The 19,797-nt window shown below is 65.5% G+C and carries 18 protein-coding genes; 10 read left to right on the forward strand and 8 right to left on the reverse strand.

Going from position 1 to position 19,797, the window contains the following annotated elements:
• Window positions 1-57: 57 nt before the first annotated feature.
• A complete protein-coding gene (locus BHK69_RS26225) occupies window positions 58-462 on the reverse strand; it encodes an ArsR/SmtB family transcription factor (protein ID WP_244548329.1) in 405 nt (134 codons plus the stop codon).
• A gap of 91 nt (window positions 463-553) precedes the next feature.
• On the opposite strand from BHK69_RS26225, the gene BHK69_RS26230 reads away from it, so the two are divergent.
• The 5 genes from BHK69_RS26230 to BHK69_RS26250 all read left to right on the forward strand — a co-directional run bounded on the left by BHK69_RS26230 (window position 554) and on the right by BHK69_RS26250 (window position 7,217).
• Window positions 554-1,771 (forward strand): MFS transporter, encoded by a 1,218-nt coding sequence (locus BHK69_RS26230; protein ID WP_069692673.1) that lies wholly within the window; start codon window positions 554-556, stop codon window positions 1,769-1,771.
• 143 nt (window positions 1,772-1,914) lie between these two features.
• Window positions 1,915-5,277 (forward strand): carbamoyl-phosphate synthase large subunit, encoded by a 3,363-nt coding sequence (gene carB / locus BHK69_RS26235; protein WP_069692674.1) that lies wholly within the window; start codon window positions 1,915-1,917, stop codon window positions 5,275-5,277.
• 115 nt (window positions 5,278-5,392) lie between these two features.
• Entirely contained in the window at window positions 5,393-5,869 is a 477-nt protein-coding gene (gene greA / locus BHK69_RS26240) for a transcription elongation factor GreA (RefSeq protein WP_069692675.1), read from the forward strand.
• A 193-nt stretch (window positions 5,870-6,062) separates the two neighbouring features.
• Complete coding sequence (locus BHK69_RS26245; protein ID WP_069692676.1) at window positions 6,063-6,578, forward strand: hypothetical protein; 516 nt, start codon at window positions 6,063-6,065, stop codon at window positions 6,576-6,578.
• Window positions 6,579-6,737: 159 nt separating this feature from the next.
• The gene (locus BHK69_RS26250) at window positions 6,738-7,217 is read left to right on the forward strand and encodes a hypothetical protein (RefSeq protein ID WP_069692677.1); all 480 of its coding nucleotides are present in this window, start codon (window positions 6,738-6,740) and stop codon (window positions 7,215-7,217) included.
• Window positions 7,218-7,315: 98 nt separating this feature from the next.
• On the opposite strand, the gene BHK69_RS26255 is transcribed toward BHK69_RS26250, so the two are convergent.
• Both BHK69_RS26255 and BHK69_RS26260 read right to left on the reverse strand, forming a co-directional pair.
• A complete protein-coding gene (locus BHK69_RS26255) occupies window positions 7,316-7,765 on the reverse strand; it encodes a GNAT family N-acetyltransferase (RefSeq protein WP_069692678.1) in 450 nt (149 codons plus the stop codon).
• A 13-nt stretch (window positions 7,766-7,778) separates the two neighbouring features.
• Entirely contained in the window at window positions 7,779-8,243 is a 465-nt protein-coding gene (locus BHK69_RS26260) for an Lrp/AsnC family transcriptional regulator (RefSeq protein ID WP_069693979.1), read from the reverse strand.
• Window positions 8,244-8,384: 141 nt separating this feature from the next.
• Between BHK69_RS26260 and BHK69_RS26265 the strand changes: the two genes are divergently transcribed.
• The 3 genes from BHK69_RS26265 to BHK69_RS26275 all read left to right on the forward strand — a co-directional run bounded on the left by BHK69_RS26265 (window position 8,385) and on the right by BHK69_RS26275 (window position 11,460).
• Window positions 8,385-9,374 carry a mitochondrial fission ELM1 family protein gene (locus BHK69_RS26265; protein WP_069692679.1) on the forward strand — a complete coding sequence of 330 codons (990 nt, stop codon included), beginning with the start codon at window positions 8,385-8,387 and terminating at the stop codon, window positions 9,372-9,374.
• 87 nt (window positions 9,375-9,461) lie between these two features.
• Complete coding sequence (gene trxB, locus BHK69_RS26270; protein ID WP_069693980.1) at window positions 9,462-10,427, forward strand: thioredoxin-disulfide reductase; 966 nt, start codon at window positions 9,462-9,464, stop codon at window positions 10,425-10,427.
• 142 nt (window positions 10,428-10,569) lie between these two features.
• Window positions 10,570-11,460, forward strand: coding sequence for a LysR family transcriptional regulator (locus BHK69_RS26275; protein ID WP_069692680.1), 891 nt, complete (start codon window positions 10,570-10,572; stop codon window positions 11,458-11,460).
• A 602-nt stretch (window positions 11,461-12,062) separates the two neighbouring features.
• On the opposite strand, the gene BHK69_RS26280 is transcribed toward BHK69_RS26275, so the two are convergent.
• The 4 genes from BHK69_RS26280 to BHK69_RS26295 form a co-directional block, all read right to left on the reverse strand.
• Window positions 12,063-12,626, reverse strand: coding sequence for a methylated-DNA--[protein]-cysteine S-methyltransferase (locus BHK69_RS26280; RefSeq protein WP_069692681.1), 564 nt, complete (start codon window positions 12,624-12,626; stop codon window positions 12,063-12,065).
• 320 nt (window positions 12,627-12,946) lie between these two features.
• Window positions 12,947-13,903, reverse strand: a complete 957-nt coding sequence (msrP, locus tag BHK69_RS26285; protein ID WP_069692682.1) for a protein-methionine-sulfoxide reductase catalytic subunit MsrP — start codon at window positions 13,901-13,903, stop codon at window positions 12,947-12,949.
• A gap of 141 nt (window positions 13,904-14,044) precedes the next feature.
• Complete coding sequence (leuB, locus tag BHK69_RS26290; protein ID WP_069692683.1) at window positions 14,045-15,154, reverse strand: 3-isopropylmalate dehydrogenase; 1,110 nt, start codon at window positions 15,152-15,154, stop codon at window positions 14,045-14,047.
• Window positions 15,155-15,230: 76 nt separating this feature from the next.
• Window positions 15,231-16,805, reverse strand: a complete 1,575-nt coding sequence (locus BHK69_RS26295) for a winged helix-turn-helix domain-containing tetratricopeptide repeat protein (protein WP_069692684.1) — start codon at window positions 16,803-16,805, stop codon at window positions 15,231-15,233.
• 158 nt (window positions 16,806-16,963) lie between these two features.
• Between BHK69_RS26295 and BHK69_RS26300 the strand changes: the two genes are divergently transcribed.
• Together BHK69_RS26300 and BHK69_RS26305 are read left to right on the forward strand one after the other, a co-directional pair.
• Entirely contained in the window at window positions 16,964-17,227 is a 264-nt protein-coding gene (locus BHK69_RS26300; RefSeq protein ID WP_069692685.1) for a hypothetical protein, read from the forward strand.
• 91 nt (window positions 17,228-17,318) lie between these two features.
• Window positions 17,319-18,110: an ADYC domain-containing protein gene (locus BHK69_RS26305; protein ID WP_069692686.1), complete on the forward strand. Its 792-nt coding sequence runs from the start codon at window positions 17,319-17,321 to the stop codon at window positions 18,108-18,110.
• Between the two features lie 64 nt (window positions 18,111-18,174).
• Here BHK69_RS26305 and BHK69_RS26310 read toward each other — a convergent pair whose 3' ends face one another.
• Window positions 18,175-19,764: an ABC transporter substrate-binding protein gene (locus tag BHK69_RS26310; RefSeq protein ID WP_069692687.1), complete on the reverse strand. Its 1,590-nt coding sequence runs from the start codon at window positions 19,762-19,764 to the stop codon at window positions 18,175-18,177.
• Between the last annotated feature and the right edge of the window lie 33 nt (window positions 19,765-19,797).

Here is a 19,797-nt window from a genome sequence, read left to right on the forward strand (position 1 = left end):
GAACCGGAATGGGTACCGGAAAGCGCAGCGCTCCGGCTGAGCCCGGACCGCGTCTGCTCAGGAAACCGTCAGCGGGCCGGACAAGCGCGGCAGGTTGGGGTCGCGCCGCGCCGTCTCCAGCACACTGTCGAGCAGGCCCGGGAAGCGGCGGTCGAGGTCCTCGCGCCTGATCGAAAGATAGCGCGAGGTGCCTTCGACGCGGAACCGCGTGATGCCGGCCTCGCGCAGCTTGGCGAAGTGATAGGACAAGAGCGACGGCGAGGCGAATTCGGTGAAGCTGTTGCAGCGCGCCTTGTCGACCTCGGGCACGTCGGCAAGCGCGACCAGGATGCCGAGCCTGATCGGATCGGCCAGGGCCGCGAAGACATCGGCCGCGGCGATATCGTCGATATCGGGATGGAACACCGGTTTCATGACCCTGCCGAGATAGGAGATCGCAGCGCTCCTGACAATATTCAACATTCATTGAAATTACCCTTGCGATCTCGCATCTGCGAACGTAAGTTCAATGATCATTGAATTTCCGGGAAACCGGATATGGAAGGACTGCCCGATGGACGCACGTCTTCTCTGGCTGGCCGGCGGCGCTTTCGCCATCGGCACCGGCAGCCTCATCGTCACCGGAATCCTGCCCAACCTGGCGGCCGGCTTCGGAATCTCAGTCGACTCCGCCGGCCTGTTGCTGACTGCTTTCGCCATCGCCTATGCGATCGGGTCGCCTGTGCTCTCGACGCTTCTCGGCAATATCGAGCGCAAATTCGTCCTCGCCGGCTCGCTCGTTGTTTTCGCAGCCGCCAACCTGGCCGGGGCCTTTGCCACGGACTTTTCGCATCTGATACTGGCGCGAATCGTCATGGCGCTGGCCGCCGGCGTCTACATGCCTGCCGCCAATGCGGTGGCGGTGACGCTGGTGCCGCCGGAGCGGCGGGCGCGGGCGATCGCGCTCGTCACGGGCGGCATGACGGTCGCGCTCATCCTCGGCGTCCCGTTGGGTACGGCAGCCGCGGCAGCTGGCGGCTGGCACCTCGCCTTCCTGCTGGTCGCACTGTTCGGTACGCTGGCGCTGATCGGTATCCTCTGGAAATTGCCCATCGGCCTGCCGCGCGGTGCCAGCACCATGGCCGCACGGCTCGCCGTGGCGCGTCGCGGCGACATCCTGCTGGCGCTGGCGACGACCATGCTGTGGACCACCGGGGCCTTCACGCTCTACGGCTATATCGCGCCGTTCCTGGCCAACCATGGCGGGATTACCGGGCTCTGGCTCGGAGCGGCCCTCGTCGTGTCGGGCATCGGATCCGCGCTGGGCAACCAGTTCGGCGGCATCGCCAGCGACCGCTTCGGACCCGAACGCACTCTCACCATCGTGTTGACCGTCCTGGCTGGAGCGCTTGCCGCCTTCTCGCTCGTCGCGGTGACGCTGCCGCCGACCACTGCGATCTTCATACTCCCGGTCATTTTGGTGGTCTGGAGCGCGGCGGGCTGGGCTGGGCATCCCTCTCAGATGTCACGGCTCGCCGCGATGGCGCCCGACAGCGTGGTAATCGCGCTCTCGCTCAACGCATCCGCTATGTATATCGGCATCGCAGCGGGCTCGGTGCTGGGACAGCAGAGCATTCGCCTGGGCAATACGAGTTGGCTCGGTTTTGTTGGCGCGGCCTGCGAGGTCGCAGCACTCGCCGTGCTCTGGCTCGCGCTGCGCCGCAAGCGCGCCGCCAAGCGCAGCGACAGCGACATCACCGAGATCGTGATCACCGCACCATCTGTGCGCTAGCAGCCTTGGGAAGCGCTTTCCGCTTCCCCCAACGGCTCCTCACCTCTATAGCGAGCGCCTAGCATTCATTCAGGCGCTCGCTTGGTCTCCGCTCGCTCGATCGGACCGGGGCTGCGCGCGCCCGCGAACATTGGCCAGAGACCATGCCCAAGCGCACAGACATCAAGACGATCCTGATCATCGGCGCCGGCCCCATCATTATCGGCCAGGCCTGCGAGTTCGACTATTCCGGCACCCAAGCCTGCAAGACGCTGAAGGCCGAGGGCTACCGCATCGTCCTGGTCAATTCGAACCCGGCCACGATCATGACCGACCCGGACCTGGCGGATGCGACCTATGTCGAGCCGATCACGCCCGAAGTCGTCGCCAAGATCATCGAGAAGGAGCGGCACGTCCTGCCCGGCGGCTTCGCCCTGCTGCCGACCATGGGCGGCCAGACCGCGCTGAACTGCGCGCTCTCGCTCAACAAGAAGTCGTTGACGGATGCCTCGGGCCGCTTGATCAGCGTGCTGGAGAAGTTCGACGTCGAGATGATCGGCGCGACCGCCGAAGCCATCGACAAGGCCGAGGACCGCGAGCTCTTCCGCGACGCGATGACCAAGATCGGCCTCGACACGCCGCGCTCGCACCAGATCAAGACGCTCGGCCAGGCGCTCGACGCCCTCGACGACATCGGCCTTCCCGCGATCATCCGACCGTCCTTCACCATGGGCGGCACCGGCGGCGGCATCGCCTACAACAAGAGCGAGTTCATCGACATCGTCGAGCGCGGCATCGACGCCTCGCCGACCAGCGAGGTCCTGATCGAGGAGAGCGTGCTCGGCTGGAAAGAGTACGAGATGGAGGTCGTCCGCGATAAGAAGGACAACTGCATCATCGTCTGCTCGATCGAGAACATCGACCCGATGGGCGTCCATACCGGCGATTCGATCACGGTGGCGCCGGCGCTGACGCTGACCGACAAGGAATACCAGATCATGCGCGACGCCTCGCTGGCGGTGCTGCGCGAGATCGGCGTCGAGACCGGCGGCTCGAACGTACAGTTCGCGGTCGATCCCGAGACCGGCCGCATGATCGTCATCGAGATGAATCCGCGCGTCTCGCGCTCCTCGGCGCTCGCCTCCAAGGCGACCGGCTTCCCGATCGCAAAGGTCGCGGCGCGCCTGGCAGTGGGCTACACGCTCGACGAGATCGAGAACGACATCACCGGCGGCGCGACGCCTGCCTCCTTCGAGCCGACGATCGACTATGTCGTCACCAAGATTCCGCGCTTCGCCTTCGAGAAATTCCCCGGCGCCGAGCCGACGCTGACGACCGCGATGAAGTCGGTCGGCGAGGCGATGGCGATCGGCCGGACCTTCCAGGAATCGCTCCAGAAAGCTTTGCGCTCGCTGGAGACCGGCCTCGACGGCCTCGACGAGATCGAGGTCGACGGCATGGGCCATGGCGACGACAAGAACGCGATCAAGGCCGCGCTCTCGACGCCGACGCCCGACCGCATCCTGCATGTCGCCCAGGCCATGCGCTTCGGTTTCACCGACGAGCAGATCCATGAGAGCTGCAAGATCGACCCCTGGTTCCTCGCCCAGATGCGCGAGATCGTCGACATCGAGGAGAAGGTGCGCGCCCACGGCCTGCCGCAGACGCCGGGCGCCTTCCGCCAGGTCAAGGCGATGGGCTTCTCCGACAAGCGCCTCGCTGCGGTCGCCGGAAAGACCGAGGCCGAGGTCAAGGCACTGCGCCGCTCGCTCGACGTCAGGCCCGTCTACAAGCGCATCGACACCTGTGCCGCCGAATTCGCCTCGCCGACGGCCTATATGTACTCGACCTATGCCATGCCCTTCGCCGGCAAGGCCGATGACGAGGCGCGTCCGTCCGACCGCAAGAAGGTCGTCATCCTCGGCGGCGGCCCCAACCGCATCGGCCAGGGCATCGAGTTCGACTATTGCTGCTGCCATGCCTGCTACGCGCTGCGCGACGCCGGCTACGAGACCATCATGGTCAACTGCAATCCCGAGACCGTCTCGACCGATTACGACACCTCGGACCGGCTCTATTTCGAGCCGCTGACTGCTGAGGACGTGCTCGAGATCCTCGACACGGAGAAGCAGAACGGCACGCTGCATGGCGTCATCGTCCAGTTCGGCGGGCAGACCCCGCTGAAGCTGGCGAACGCCCTGGAAGAGGCCGGCATCCCGATCCTGGGCACCTCGCCCGACATGATCGACCTCGCCGAGGACCGCGACCGCTTCAAGCGCCTGCTCGACAAGCTGCATCTCAAGCAGCCCAAGAACGGCATCGCCTATTCGGTCGAACAGGCCCGCATGATCGTCGCCGAGCTCGGCCTGCCCTTCGTCGTGCGCCCGTCCTATGTGCTTGGCGGCCGCGCCATGGCGATCATCCATGACGAGACCCAGTTCGAGAACTACCTGCTCGGCACGCTGCCCAGCCTGATCCCCTCCGAGGTCAAGGCGAAATACCCCAACGACAAGACCGGGCAGATCAACACCGTGCTCGGCAAGAACCCGCTGCTGTTCGACCGCTATCTGTCGGATGCCATCGAGGTCGATGTCGACTGCCTCAGCGACGGCAAGGACGCGTTCATCGCCGGCATCATGGAGCATATCGAGGAGGCCGGCATCCATTCCGGCGATTCGGCCTGCTCCCTGCCGCCGCGTTCGCTTTCGCCCGAAACCATCGCCGAGCTGGAGCGCCAGACCAAGGCGATGGCATTGGCGCTCGATGTCGGCGGGCTGATGAACGTGCAGTACGCCATCCAGAACGGCGTCATCTACGTGCTCGAAGTGAACCCGCGCGCCTCGCGCACCGTGCCCTTCGTCGCCAAGGTCATCGGCATCCCCGTCGCCAAGATCGCAGCCCGCATCATGGCCGGAGAGAGCCTGGCGAGCTTCGCGCTGAAGGCGGAGAAGCTCGACCATGTCGGCGTCAAGGAGGCGGTCTTCCCCTTCGCGCGCTTCCCGGGCGTCGACGTGCTGCTCGGGCCGGAAATGCGCTCGACCGGCGAGGTCATCGGGCTCGACCGCTCCTTCGACATCGCCTTCGCCAAGAGCCAGCTCGGCGCTGGCTCCAAGGTGCCGGTCAAGGGCACTGTCTTCGTCTCCGTGCGCGACGAGGACAAGCCGCGCATCGTGCCCAGCGTGCGCATCCTCGCCGATCTTGGCTTCCGCATCCTCGCGACAGGCGGCACGCTGCGCCTGCTGCAGGAGGAAGGCATCGCTGCCGCCAAGATCAACAAGGTGCTGGAAGGCCGCCCGCATGTGGTCGACGCCATCAAGAACGGCGAAATCCAGCTCGTCTTCAACACCACCGACGGCCCGCAGGCGCTGGCGGATTCGCGCTCTCTTCGCCGAACGGCCCTCTTGCACAAGGTGCCCTATTATACCACCTTGGCCGGAGCGATCGCGGCGGCGGAAGGCATCAAGGCCTATTGCAGCGGCGATCTCGAGGTTAGATCGCTGCAATCCTATTTCGTGCGCGCAGCCTGACGGCAGCGCGCGGGACATAGAGTTCGGCAGTTTTAAAAAATGAACGAATGCCACGGACGCAGGCCGCAAAACAGGCGGCCGGCGGCTTCTGGCTTTCGCAATTCGGGATGAGACTATGGAAAAGGTTCCTATGACCGCGGGCGGCTTCGCTGCCCTCGAGGCGGAGTTGAAGGATCGCCAGCAGGTGCAGCGTCAGCGCATCATCCAGGCGATCTCGGAGGCCCGCGCCCATGGCGATCTCTCGGAGAACGCCGAATATCATGCGGCCAAGGAATCGCAGGCTCTCAATGAAGGCCGCGTCCAGGAGCTCGAATCGCTGATCGGCCGCGCCGACATCATCGACGTCGCCAAGCTCGCCGGCGGCGACACGATCAAATTCGGCGCGACCGTGCAATTGATCGACGACGATACCGAGGAAAAGAAGGTCTACCAGATCGTCGGCGAGCCGGAATCGGATGTGAAGTCCGGCAAGGTCTCGATCGGCTCGCCGATCGCGCGCGCGCTGATCGGCAAGAAGGTCGGCGATTCCGTGCAGGTCAACACGCCCGGCGGCGGCAAGTCCTACGAAGTCGTCAGCATCCAGTACCGCTAGAGGGGCACCCCAACCTCATACGGCGCGGTGTGCCGCGGCCGGTGCGCCCCTTCGATTTGAACTTGTGCGCGCGCCCCGCGTTCATACCGGGGGCGTGCCAATGTTTCTGTGAAAAGTGACGCAGACACCATCCGGGGATGGGAATCGGCGGATCGGCACGCTATCCTCCCGCCCAGTAGCTGGAGACAGGCTCATGACCACCCGCCGCACCGTCCTTGCCGCCTCTTTGGCGGCGCCTGCCCTGGTTCTGGCGTCCCTGCGCGGCGCCGAGGCCCAGGCACAGGTTCCGTCGATCGGCGCGATTCATGTCGATGTCTCCAGGCTGGCGGCGCAGGGCTGGGGCTCCAACGCGCTCGCGATCAAGATCGGGCTGGAGCAGGAGCTGACCGCAGCGCTCGGACCGACCTTGCGACGCGGCGCCGGCCCGACCCTGAACGTCGCCGTGCGCGGCGTCTTCCTGAACAGCTATGCCGGCGGCGGCGGTGGCGGCGGACATGTCGGCAGCGGCGCGAGCCAGAGCTCCGATTCCTTTGACAGCGAGGCCACGCTGGTCGGGCGCGGAAACCGGATCATCGCAACCTATCCGGTGCTCACCACCGTGCCCGCGAGCGCGGCCGGCCCCTGGTATCTGCCCGATATCGACCAGCGCCGCCTGACCGGGCTGATCCAGACCAACGCCGCCTGGATCAAGCGCTACGTCTCCGGCTGAAGCCGTTCCAAGCTCGATCACGACCCAAGTCCGCTCACAACCAAGCCCGATCACGACCGCGCTAGCGCCATGGCGAGGCACTTGCGCCTGATCTAAGGTCTTCGCAGCCGGCATCGCTGTCGCGTCGCGACGGGAATGCCGGGATGACAGGAGCAGATCATGCTGAACCGTCGCGCCCTTCTCTCTGCCGCCCTTGCCGCGCCGATTGTCCTGGCCATGACCGGACGCTCCGCCCTTGCCGCCAGCGCCGTCCAGGTCGATGTCTCGCGCCTCACCACGCAAGGGCTCGGCCCCAATGCGGCGCGCATCAAGCTCGCGATGGAGCGTGAGCTCGCAGGCGCGCTCGGGCCCAGCCTGCAAGGCCGCGGCGCTTCGCTCGTGGTCAGGGTGCTGGGCATCAGCATGCCGAGCTATTCCGGCGGAGCGACCGGCTTTGGCGGGGCAGGAGCCGATGACGGCATGGAATCGGAAGCGACAGTGATCGGCCCCGACGGACGCGTCATCGCGACCTATCCGGTGCTGTCCTCTTCCTCGGCCGGCATGGCCGGGAACTGGTACACGCCTGGCATCGACACGGCGCGCATCGACAGCATGGTGCGCACCAATGCGGGCTGGATCAGGCGCTATGTCGGCGGCTAGAGCAGTTTCCGATCCGATTGGATCGTTCAACGGCTCCTGCTCTTTGTTTTAACGCGTTTTCTTCACGCGAACCGGTAACCACTTCGCTCGAAAACGCTCTAATCGAGAGGCCGCCTGATCTGGAAGGCGGTCTTGCCGCGCACGAAGCCGCAGGATTCGTAGAAGGCCAGGACGGCGGGGTCCGAGCGCCCGGTCATCAGCATGACCTTGTAGCAGCCGGCGGCCCAGGCTTGGGCAAAAGCCGCCTGGATGACGCGCTTGCCCAGACCATGTCCGCGCATCGTAGCCAGTGTCACCACGTTCTCGATCATGGCGAAGGGGCTCTGGTTGCGCGTCAGATTGGGCACGATCACCAGGACGCAAGTCGCGACCGCGCGCCCATCGACTTCGGCGACATGGACGGTGACCATCTCGTTGGCAAGAATCGCAGCCCAGGTCTCCGCGGCGTCCTCCGGCCGCGGCAGCTCGTCATCGGCGCTGAGCTCGGCATAGAGCGCCAGGAGCGTCGGAAGATCGTCCGGAACGGCCTTGCGGAGGATGAGCTGCATCACACCTCTGGCTTCAGCCGAAGGGCACGATTGGCTCGTCCTTGACCCGGTCGAAGGCGAGCGCGGTGCGGACATTGCGGACATTGGGCAGCGCCGTCAGATCGCCGACGAAATCCTGGAAGGCCTTGAGGTCGGGCGCGACGCATTTCAGCATGAAATCGATGTCGCCCGAGAGCTTCCAGCATTCGCGCACCGCATCCCAGGCCCGGATGCGAACCTGGAAGGCTTCGAGATCGGGCTCCGCCTGGCTGGCGAGATGCACGAAGGCGAAACAGACCACATCCAGCCCAAGCTTGCGCTCGTCGAGCAGGGCGCGATAGCCGGTGATCAGCCCCGCCTCCTCCAGCGCCCGGACGCGGCGCAGGCAAGGCGGCGGCGAGATGCCGACGCGGCTCGCCAGCTCGACATTGGTCATGCGCCCATCGGCCTGGAGCTCGCGCAGGATGCGCAGGTCGATGTCGTCGAGTTTTGAACGCACGAAAGGCCCCGAAAGAAGGTCGCGCTGGTGTAGACGCAGCACAGACGCGATACAAGGCATCGACCGTGCCAGCCGAGAGCCGGATCAATGCGAAAAACCGGTTCCCATTTTTTAGCATCCTGCCCTAGGAGCGCGCCCGCCTTGCCTGTCCACCCGCTCCCGACAATCTGGATCCTGACCGATGGCAAGGCCGGCGACGAGGTGCAGTGCCTCGGCGTGGCCGAACGACTCGGCGTCGTGCCCGAGATCAGACGCGTCGCGCCGCGCGCGCCTTTCGTCTGGTTGATGCCGCGCGGGCCGATCGACCCCCGCGAAGGGCCGGACCGGGAAGGCAGCCCGATTCGCCCGCCCTTCCCCGATATCGTCATCGCCTCGGGCCGGCGTGCGGTCGCCTATCTGCGTGCAGTCAAGAAGGCCTCGAACGGCCGCAGCTTCACCGCCATCCTGAAGGACCCGCGCACAGGGACCAGCGCAGCAGACTTCATCTGGGTCGCCGAGCATGATCGTTTGCGCGGACGGAACGTGCTCGTCACCACGACCTCGCCGCACCGGCTCGCGCCGGAGCAACTAACGCAGGCCCGCGCGCACCCGCCCGCCGCGATCGCGGCGCTGCCCTCGCCACGCGCGGCAGTCATCGTCGGCGGCGACAGCCGGCACCATCGCTTCCGGCCCGAAGATATCGCGCGCTTCGTCGGCCTGCTCGACCTGCTCGCGCAATCCGGCGTGGCGCTGATGGGCTCGCGCTCACGGCGCACATCGGCAGCGCTCGACGCGGCGGTCGCAGAGGTCTTCGCCCGCCATAAGGGCTGGTGGTGGGACGGCACGGGCGAGAACCCTTACGTCGCATTGCTCGCCAATGCCGACGCGATCGTCACGACGGCGGATTCGACCAACATGATCGGCGAGGCGACCGCGACCGGCGTGCCGATCCTGGTCTTCGAACCGCATGGCGGTCACGGCAAGCTGGCGAAGTTCCTGGAGGCGCTGAAGCGGCAAGGCGCTGTGCATCACTTCGAGGGGCATCTTGCTGGAGCGCGCTATGAGCCGCTAGACTCGACGGCCGAGATTGCAGAGGCGGTCCGCCAGGGCTGGCTCAGGCATCGGGCAGACCTTGGACTTGCCGAATCCTGAGCCGGTGCGGCCTTGCACCGACCGATCGAGACCGTATCTGACTGAATGAAGTCGTGGCATCGGCCGCGCGAACAGGAATTTGAGACGATGGCCCATACCCATGCCCGCGTCATGATCGTCGGCTCCGGCCCCGCCGGCTACACCGCCGCGATCTATGCCGCCCGCGCCATGCTCGAGCCGGTGCTGATCTCCGGCATACAGGCCGGCGGCCAGCTGATGATCACCACCGATGTCGAGAACTATCCCGGCTTCGCCGATGTGATTCAGGGCCCCTGGCTGATGGAGCAGATGCGTGTCCAGGCCGAGCATATGGGCACCAAGATGGTCTCCGACCACATCTCGAAGGTCGACCTCTCCCAGCGGCCCTTCCGGCTCTGGGGCGATGGCGGCGAGACCTATTCCTGCGATGCGCTGATCGTCGCTACCGGCGCGCAGGCGAAATGGCTCGGCCTGCCCTCCGAGCAGAGCTTCCAGGGCTTCGGCGTCTCGGCTTGCGCCACCTGCGACGGCTTCTTCTTCCGCAATAAGGAGGTCGTTGTCGTCGGCGGCGGCAATACGGCAGTCGAGGAGGCGCTCTACCTCGCCAACCTTGCCAGCAAGGTCACGCTGGTCCACCGCCGCGATTCGCTACGCGCCGAGAAGGTGATGCAAGACCGGCTATTCAAGCACCCCAAGGTCGCGGTGGTCTGGGACAGCGAGATCGCCGAGATCTGCGGCGGCACGCAGCCGCCCAACGTCACGCATCTGCGCCTGCGCAACCTCAAGACCGGCGCGGAAAGCGAACTCAAGACCGACGGCGTCTTCATCGCGATCGGCCACAAGCCCGCAACCGAGCTTTTCGTCGGCCAGCTCGCCATGCGTGATTCGGGCTATCTCGACGTCGCCCCCGGCACCGCCCAGACCAATATCCCAGGCGTTTTCGCCGCCGGCGACGTCACCGACGAACATTACCGCCAGGCCGTGACGGCAGCGGGCCTCGGCTGCATGGCCGCGCTCGATGCCGAACGCTGGTTGCAGGCGAGCGAATTGGAGCAGCGCCAGGCGGCCGAGTGAGATCGCATCGCGATAGATCACCAATTGTGATGGATTTCGTCACCAGATTCAGTGCGAAAAAAGAACATCAATGTCACGCAGACATTGACCTGCAATGGTTTTGCCCCCCAACATGCACGAAACGCATAACGGGGGGACCGCGGTGGATTGGGACCGCATCAGGATTTTTTATACCGTCGCTGAATCCGGCAGTTTTACCAAGGCGGGAGACGTTCTGGGCCTGAGCCAATCTGCGGTTAGCCGCCAGATCGGCGCGCTGGAGCGCGAATTGCGTGCGCCCTTGTTCCATCGGCATACGCGCGGGCTGATCTTGACCGAGCAGGGCGAACTGCTCTGGCGCGCTGCGCGCGAGATGACGCAGCGCCTGGAGCGAACCCGCGCCCAGCTTTCGGAGACGCGCGAGCACCCCTCCGGCGAGCTCAAGGTCACCGCGACGCGCGGCCTCGGCGGGCACTGGCTGACGCCCCGCCTCGCCGAGTTCCTGGACCTCTACCCCGACATCAAGGTCGAGCTCATCCTCACCGACGAGGAACTCGATCTCTCGATGCGCGAGGCCGACATCGCGATCCGGCTGCGCCAGCCGCAACAGCCCGACCTGATCCAGCGCAAGCTCTTCACCGTGCATTTCCACGTCTACGGATCGCCGGCCTATGTGAAGCGCTTCGGCGAGCCAAAGACCTATGAGGAGCTGGACAACCACCGCATCCTCTCCTTCGGCGGCACCTCGCCATCCTACCTCACGGCGGTGCACTGGCTCGGTACTTTGGGCCGCGACCAGCGCAACCCGCGCCCGATCCACCTGACCGTGAACAACATCACCGCGATGAAGCGCGCAGTCGATTCGGGGGCCGGCATCGCCGTGCTGCCGGATTATCTGATCGAGACCGGCTCGCCCCTGATGCAGTTGCTGCGGGAGACCGAAATGCCGCAGCTCGAGAGCTATCTGGTCTATCCGGAAGAAATGAAGTCAGTCGCCCGCGTGCAGGTGTTCCGCGACTTCCTGATTCAGAAGGCGCAGCGCTGGACTTACTGAGCCTTGCGCGAAAAAGTGGGTACCGGTTTTTCGCAAGAGCAATGCTCTAAACTTTAGAACCGATCACATCGCCTTCGGACGTCTCCGTCCGAAGGCGATGTGATCCGAGCCCGGTTTTCAGGCAAAAGCCGCCTTGCGCATCACGCAAGGCGGCTTTTCTGCGTCAGGCGCATAAGACTCCAACAAATTCGTGACAATTTACAAGTATTTAGCACCCATCATGCGCGAGGCGCATAGCTGATACAATCTATGCTGCATTGCAAAAAGGCAGCTGCTGCCCGATATAGCAGACACGGTTGTTCGCAACGGGCTCCGCTACCTCCTCCCGGCGTTGAGTTCGTTGCAGCCGTTCCCCTCTGAGATGTTTGGCGCTTGCGCTGGATGTTTCAAACTTCAAAGGCCGGCTCCCTCGGGGGTCGGCCTTTTTTTCGCGTCCACCATCAGGAATATCGCGCGAACCACTGCCGTCATGGTCGGACTTGTCCCGAGCACCCACGTCTTTTCCACGCCAGCCGCAGCAGCGGTGCCGCAAGGCGTGGACGCTCGGCACAAGGCCGAGCATGACGGTGGAGGATGATCGAAGGGCGCCGAGAGCCCGCTTGCTACCGCCGCCGCGCTTCCAGTGGCAAGGCTCCGAACAGGCTGGGCTCGGCGCTGGTGCGCGCTTTCTCGATCGTCAGCATGCGCAATTTGGTCTCGACGCCACCATCGGCGGAGAAGCCGCCGGTCTTGCCGCCGGCCGCCAGCACGCGATGGCAGGGCACGATGATCGGCCACGGATTTGAACCCAGCGCCACGCCGACAGCGCGCGCCGCACCCGGCTCGCCAATACGGGCAGCGACCTCGCCATAGGTCAGCGTCTCGCCCGGCGGGATTGTCAGGGCAACGTCATAGACCCTGCGGTTGAAGGCCGGTGCGCTGTCGAGATCGATCGGCAGATGCGCAAGATCGCGCGGCTCACCCTGGAGAAGCGCCCGGATCTCGTCCATGGCGCTCGTAATGAAGGCGACAGGCGCCGCCTCGCTCGCCTCCGGAAAGCGCCGCGCCAGGCGCCGGCGCGCCGTCTCCTCGTCCCTCTCGGGCAATTGCGCGCCAATGATGCGCTCGCCCTGCCAGGCCAGCGCGCAGGGGCCGATCGCCGTGTCGAAGAGAACGAAGTGCTGCATGGCATTTGCCTAGCGCAATTTGAGTTGGCGCGGAACCGCGCCCGTCATCCTGGACAAGCGACCCTCGGGTCCGGCCTTTGGCCGGCCAAGGACAGGCTCCGCCGCGCAGCTCCGGGATCCATCGTAGTGCGTCATTCTCGGGCTTGTGCCCTGAGAATCTCATGAACAGAGCGCTCTGATTTACGAGATGGTCGGGTCAAGCCCGACCATGACGCGCTTCGTATCCCGGCGCTCCGCGGAGTTTATCCTTGGGCCGATCGAAGATCGGACCCGAGGGCTTCGCCAGGATGACAGAGCCCCCTTAGCCGCAACGTGATAAATCACACGAACAGCCGTTCGCCCTCCAGCCCCTTGTAGAGCCCTGCAACCTGCTCGGCATAGCCGTTGAACAGCAGCGTCGGGCGGCGCTCGCGCGTGCCCAACACCTGCTCGCTCGCCTGGCTCCAGCGGGGGTGCGGAACCTCCGGGTTCACATTGGCCCAGAAGCCGTATTCGGAAGCCTGCAGCCCCTCCCAGAAGGTCTTGGGACGCTCGGCGACGAAGGAGATCTTGCTGATCGACTTCACCGATTTGAAGCCGTATTTCCACGGCGTGATCAGGCGCAGCGGCGCGCCATGCTGGGGCGGGGTCGGCTTGCCGTAGATACCCGTCACCATCAATGGCAGATCGCTGGTCGCCTCAGCGATGGTCAGCCCCTCGGTATAGGGCCAGGGATACCAGCGCTGCGACTGGCCGGGCGCGACCTTCGGGTTCATGAAGGTCTCGAACTTCACATATTTCGCCGATGAGAGCGGCTTGGCGAATTCGACCAGCGATTTCACCGTGAAGCCGGTCCAAGGCACCGCCATCGACCAGGTCTCGACGCAGCGGAAGCGATAGAGCCGCTCTTCCAGCGTCATTTTGCGGATCAGATCGTCGATGCCGATCTCCATCGGCTTCTCGACCATGCCGTCGATCGCGATCATCCAGGGCCGCGTCGCCAGCCGCTTGGACGCGCTAACGACATCCTTGGACGTGCCGAACTCGTAGAAATTATTGTAGTTCGCCGCCAGATCCTCATCCGTCACCGGCCGGTCGAGCGTGTAGGCGGTGTTCTTCTTTGCGGGGTAGAGATCGAGCGTCGGGTCGGCGCCTTGCGCGGCGGCGAGCTTCGGCAGCGCCGCGCTCGCGATCAGCCCCGCGCCCGCGCCGAGCAGGCCGCGGCGGTTCATGAAGAGGGCCTCGGGCGTGGCCTGGCTTTCGGGCATCTCCCAGCCAGCGCGGCGTTTGATCAACATCGGACGGACATGCTCCGTTTCAGATGCGATCAGTCTAGCGCACGTCGCAGCGTCCCGCGCAATTCACGAGGGGGAGAGGCGCAGCGCGAATGGTGAGTGGCGAGTGGCGAATAGCGCCGACTGCCACTCGCTATTCGCCTGTTAGCCCCTCGCCTCCAACGCCTTGACGATCGCGGCACCCATCTCGCTGGTCGAGACGGCGTTCGTGCCCGGGGCGGCGATGTCCTTGGTGCGCGTGCCGGAGCCGAGCACGTCGGCGATCGCGCCCTCCAGCCGGTCAGCGGCCTCGATCGCCCCGAAGGAATAGCGCAGCGCCATGGCAAAGGAGCCGATCATCGCGATCGGGTTGGCCAGGCCCTTGCCGGCGATGTCCGGAGCCGAGCCGTGGACGGGCTCGTAAAGCGCCTTGCGCTTGCCCGTGGCGGCATCTTCCGCCCCGAGCGAGGCCGAGGGCAGCATGCCAAGCGAGCCGGTCAGCATCGCCGCCACATCCGACAGGATATCGCCGAAGAGGTTGTCGGTGACGATGACGTCGTACTGCTTGGGCCAGCGTACGAGCTGCATGGCGCAGTTGTCGGCGAGCACATGCTCGAGCTCGACGTCCGAATAGTCCTTGGCGTGCAGGGCCGTGACCGTCTGCTTCCAGAGCACGCCGGTCTTCATGACATTGTGCTTCTCGGCCGAGGAGACCTTGTTGCGGCGCGTGCGCGCCAGCTCGAAGGCGACGCGGCAGATCCGGTCGATCTCGGGCGTGGTGTAGACCTGCGTATCGACACCACGCTTGGAGCCGTCCTCCAGCGTGACGATCTCCTTGGGCTCGCCGAAATAGACGCCGCCGGTGAGCTCGCGCACGATCAGGATGTCGAGGCCTTCCACGACCTCGGGCTTGAGCGAGGAGGCCGAAGCCAACGCCGGATAGCAGATGGCGGGGCGCAGATTGGCGAAGAGCCCCAGATCCTTGCGCAAGCGCAGCAGGCCGGCTTCGGGGCGGTGCTGATAGGGCACATCGGCCCATTTCGGCCCGCCTACCGCGCCGAACAGCACGGCATCCGCATCCTGGGCGAGCTTCATGTCGCCTTCGGAGATCGCCTGCTTATGCGCGTCATAGGCGCAGCCGCCGACGAGCCCCTTCTCGATCGCGAAGCCGGCAAGGCCCCGCTTCTCGAACCAGGAGACCACGGTCTCGACCTGGGCCATCACCTCGGGGCCGATGCCGTCGCCGGGCAGGAGCAGGAGCTTATGGGTCGCCATGGGTCGCCTCGCGCGTGGTCGCTATTGGTGCGCGCTGATTAAGGGGATGGGGCGCGGCGCGCAAGCGCGCGAAGCGCTACTCCGGCAATCCACACTTGATCAGACCTTCGATCATGATCTCGGTATGCGCATGCCCGGTCAGGCGCTTGCGTAGCATCGCGATCGAGTAATGCGGGGCGACGATGCGCAGCCTGGCGATCAGCGGCTGGATCCGCTCGACCTGGCCGAGATGGCCGTTCACCGAGATCAGCCCGTTGAGCGCCCCCGACCAGTCCGGGAACTCGGCGAGCGAGCGCCAATAGGCTTCCGAGGATTCCTCGAAGCGCTTTGCGCCCATCAGGGTGAAACCATGGATCCAGCTGTAGAACCCGGCATAAGTGCCGACCGGGCTGAGCCGTTGCGTATGCTCCGCCTGGAGGACCGCCTCGTCGAAAAAGCCGGCGCGCGTCAGCATCCAGGCGAACATGCCGCGCCCGAGCGCGAAGCTCGGCGCGGCCTCGACCATCTGCCGCGCCAGCGCCAGCGCCTCGGAATGGCGAAAGACGCTGCTGAGCCAGAAGGCATAGGCCATGCGCGACCAGGCCTCGTCGGGATCGAGCCGCATCGCCGCCTGGGCGTGCCGCGCTGATGGTTCGGTGAGCTCGGCGTCGACATACCAGCCGCATTGCCCGCCGATCAGATAGGCCCAGGCGATCAAGGCATGGGCGCGCGCATTGGCCGGATCGATCTCGACCGCCTGCATCAGGAGCTTCATCGCAGCATGGGCTTCGGTGCGATGCAGGCGGTTGATCAGGGACAGAGCCCGCATCACCAGGCCCCAGGCGGCGGGGCGCTCGATGTGGAGCTGCGCCCGGTAACCCTCCTCGGCATAGATGCTCGGCTCGATCGTCGCGACGACCCGCTGGGTGATCTCGTCCTGAAGCGCGAAGATATCGTCCATCGCACGGTCGTAGCGCTCGGCCCAGATATGCTTGCCGCTCTCGGCCTCGATCAGCTGGCCGGTGACGCGAATCCGCCCGCCGGCGGTCCGCACGCTGCCCTCGAGCACATAGCGCACGCCGAGTTCGCGCCCGACCTGCCGTATATCGACCGCCCTGCCCTTATAGGTGAAGGCCGAATTGCGGGCGATCACGAACAGCCAGCGCAATCGCGACAAGGCCGTGGTGATGTCCTCGACCAGGCCGTCGCCGAAATAGTCCTGCTCGGGGTTGCCGCTCAGATTGTTGAAAGGCAACACCGCGATCGAAGGCATCTCGGGAAGCAGGAGCGGCTTGTCGACCGGCGCCGCGAAAGGCGATGCCGGGATCGGCGGCAGTTCAGGCACAGGCAGCGGCCCGACCGCCTCCTCGCGCACCTCGGCAACGAAGCGGAACCCTTTGCGCGGCACGGTGCGGATGACGCTCTGGGCCTCGCCGCTATCGCCGACCGCCTTGCGGGCGGCGTTGATGCGGCTGGTCAGCGAGGATTCGGAGACGATGCGGCCGTGCCAGACGCTGTCGAGCACGTCGTCCTTGCTGACCATGCGTTCGCGGTTGCGCAGGAGGTAGAGCAAAAGGTCGAAGACCTGCGGCTCAAGCGCGATCGCGAAGCCGCCGCGGCTCAACTCGCGCCGGCCAGCATCGAGCACGTGATCGCCGAAGACAAACCGCATTCCCGCTTCGAACCCGCCCGGCCACACATCTCAAGAAACAATCAAGCGTTTCTCAAGCAAAAGGCAAGCCGCTCTTCAAGCAGGCGATCGGGTTGTCCGGCATTGTCTCTCCATCGGGGACGGCACTGACGCCGGCCCGCATCTCAGGGAGAACGACCATGACCAAGATCTTCGCCGCCGCCGCCCTCGCCGCCGCCATCCTCGGCACCGCCGCTCCCGCCAGCGCCACCATCGAGCCCAATGGCTTCACCCTCAACGGCCTCTTCACCAACGGCTTCACCCTCAACGGTATGAACCTCAACGGCACCTTCATCAACGGTACCTTCTTGAATGGCACCTTCCTCAACGGCCGGAACCTGCAGGGCGCCTCGCTCGACGGCCAGACCGGGCTCACCCTCGTCGGCGTCGAACTGGCCGATTGAACCGCACGCTCCGTAACAGCCGCAAGCCCTCCTCTCCCTTGTGGAGAGGAGTTCCGCGTTTACGCTAGCCGCATCCCGACAGGAGCCAGCCTTGCGTGTCCTCATCCTCCTCCTCGCTCTGCTCGCCACCCCCGCCATCGCCCAAACCCGCCAGGTCACCGGCGTCGAGGCGCATGAGGGCGCGTTTCGCGTCAGCTTAAGCGACGGGACAATGCGCGAGCGCGAGGCGCTGGCCGGGATGGTGCTGGTCTACCAGCAGGGCGACCAGCGCATCCGCATCCGCATCCGCATCGCCGGCATCAGGCAGGACCCGACCGACACGACCGGCCGCCGCCTGCTGCACGACTTTCGCGACGCCGCGACTGCCGAACCGCTCTGCCAGCCCGCGCCGGACGGCACGCGCGAGGGCTTTCCGATCGCCGGCCGCGCCGATGCGACCGGCGCGATCAGTATGGCCGAACCGGGCGCCTTCGAGATCGTCTGCACCTCGGGCGCGCAGGGCAAATGCGTCCGCTTCGGATACGGCCCGTGGCAAAGCCAGCCCGATGGTGCGAGCATGGCCGAGATCTACAATGCCTGCATCCACATGGTGCGCGGCGACTATTGCGGCCTGGGCGAGGGCACGACGCGCGACGGCATGTCTATCGACCTCTACGACATCCACGCCATCCAGAAGCCGGAGAACAGCCCGAGCCAGGCGTTCGAGGCCGGCTGGGGCCCGCACGGGGCAGTCTGCGTGCGCCATGTCCGGGTCAAGGAAAACACCTCGCTGGAGCGCCTGGCCGCAACCTGCCCGCGCCTCGCCGGCAAGCTCGGCGAGGGCTGTACGGAGGCAAGTGCGCGGGCCGCCGGCGCGAAGCTGTTCAATCGCTCCACGCCGTGAGTGGGCTTAGACGCAGCCCACGCCCTCGTCCGCGCTTGGCGAGGAAACCGCTCCCAAACGCCCCTCAGACCTTCTTCTCCATGTTCCAGAAGAACTGCACCGGCGAGAGCACCATGCCGGTCAGGCTCTTGCGGAAGGCCATCGGCTGCTGCACCAGCCCGGCCGGGACATAGGGCACGACCTCGAAGGCGCGCCGCTCCAGCGAGGCCGCGATCTCCTTCTGCTTTCCCGCATCCGGCTCCGCGATCCACTGATCGCGCAGGCCTTCCATCGTCGGGTCGTCCGGCCAGCCGAACCAGGCGGCGCCGCCATTGGCGCGCATCAGCGGATGCAGCGCTGGGTTGAGCGTATCGGCGCAGGACCAGAGCGTGTGGAAAGCCGACCAGCCACCCTGCTCGGGCGCGCCGCGATTGGCGCGCCGGCCGATGAAGCTTGCCCAATCGGTGGCGACGAGCTCCGCATTGATGCCGAGCTTCTTGAACAGATCCTCGGTGACGAGGCATTGCTGATAGGCGATCGGCTGGTCGGCCGGCGCGAGCAGCACGACCTTCTCGCCCTTGTAACCGGCCTCCTTGAGCATGGCCTTGGCCTTCTCGAGATTGGCCTGCATCGCTTCCGCGCCGCCCGCCCCGGTCGACATCGGCGAGCCGGGCGTGAGGAAGGTCTTGGCCTCCTTGTAGTAGTCCTTGTTGCCGACGACGGCCTCCATGTAGTCGGTCTGGTTGACCGCCATCATCACGGCGCGGCGAATGCCGGGATTGTTGAAGGGTGGCTGCATCTGGTTGAAGCGCATCAGCAGGAACAGGCCGAGCGGCACGTTCTCGATCGCGATGTCCTTGTTGCCCTTGAGCACGGGCAAGAGATCGACCGGCGGCTGCTCGTACCAGTCGACCTCACCCTGCATCAGCGCGCCGACCGCCGCGGAGGCTTCCGTCAGCGCCACCCACTCGATGCGGTCGATCTTGGCGACCTTGCCGCCAGCGGCCCAGGACGGCGCTTCCTCGCGCGGCTTGTACTTGCCGAAGCGCTCATAGATCGCGTTCTGGCCCGGCACCCATTGCTTGTCCATGAAGCGCCAGGGACCGGAGCCAACCGCCTCGGTGATGTTCTTCAAATGGTCCGTCATCGCCACCCGCTCGGGCATGATGAACGGCACGTTGGAGGACAGCTTGCCGAGCGCCGCGGTCATCATCGGGAAGGGCTTCTTCAGCCGAATGGCGAAGGTCCGCTGATCGACGACGTCGTAGCCCTCGACGAAGGTTGCGAAGGTCTGGCCGAAGGCGTCGCGCTTCGACCAGCGCGCGATCGAGGCAATGCAATCTTGCGCGCGCACCGGCTCGTCGTCATGAAAGGTCAGGCCGTCGCGCAGACGGAAGCTCCACTTCAGGCCGTCTGGGCTGGTCTCCCAGGCCTCGACCATCTGTGGCTTGATGCCGAACTGGGCATCCGTCGCGAACAGGGTATCATATATCAGATAGCCGTGATTGCGGATGACATAGCTCGTCGCCGTGATCGGATCGAGCGACGGCAGGGGCGTCGACGGGATAAAGCGCAGGATATTGGCCCGGCTTTGCGAAAAAGCCCGGTTCGGCATGAAACCGGAAGCGGCGAGCGCGGCCGCTCCCTTCAAGGCATTGCGGCGATCGATCGGCATGGCGTCTCCTCCTGCTGTCCGGGGCGGCTCTAT

The organism is Bosea vaviloviae (assembly GCF_001741865.1).
GTDB lineage: Bacteria > Pseudomonadota > Alphaproteobacteria > Rhizobiales > Beijerinckiaceae > Allobosea > Allobosea vaviloviae.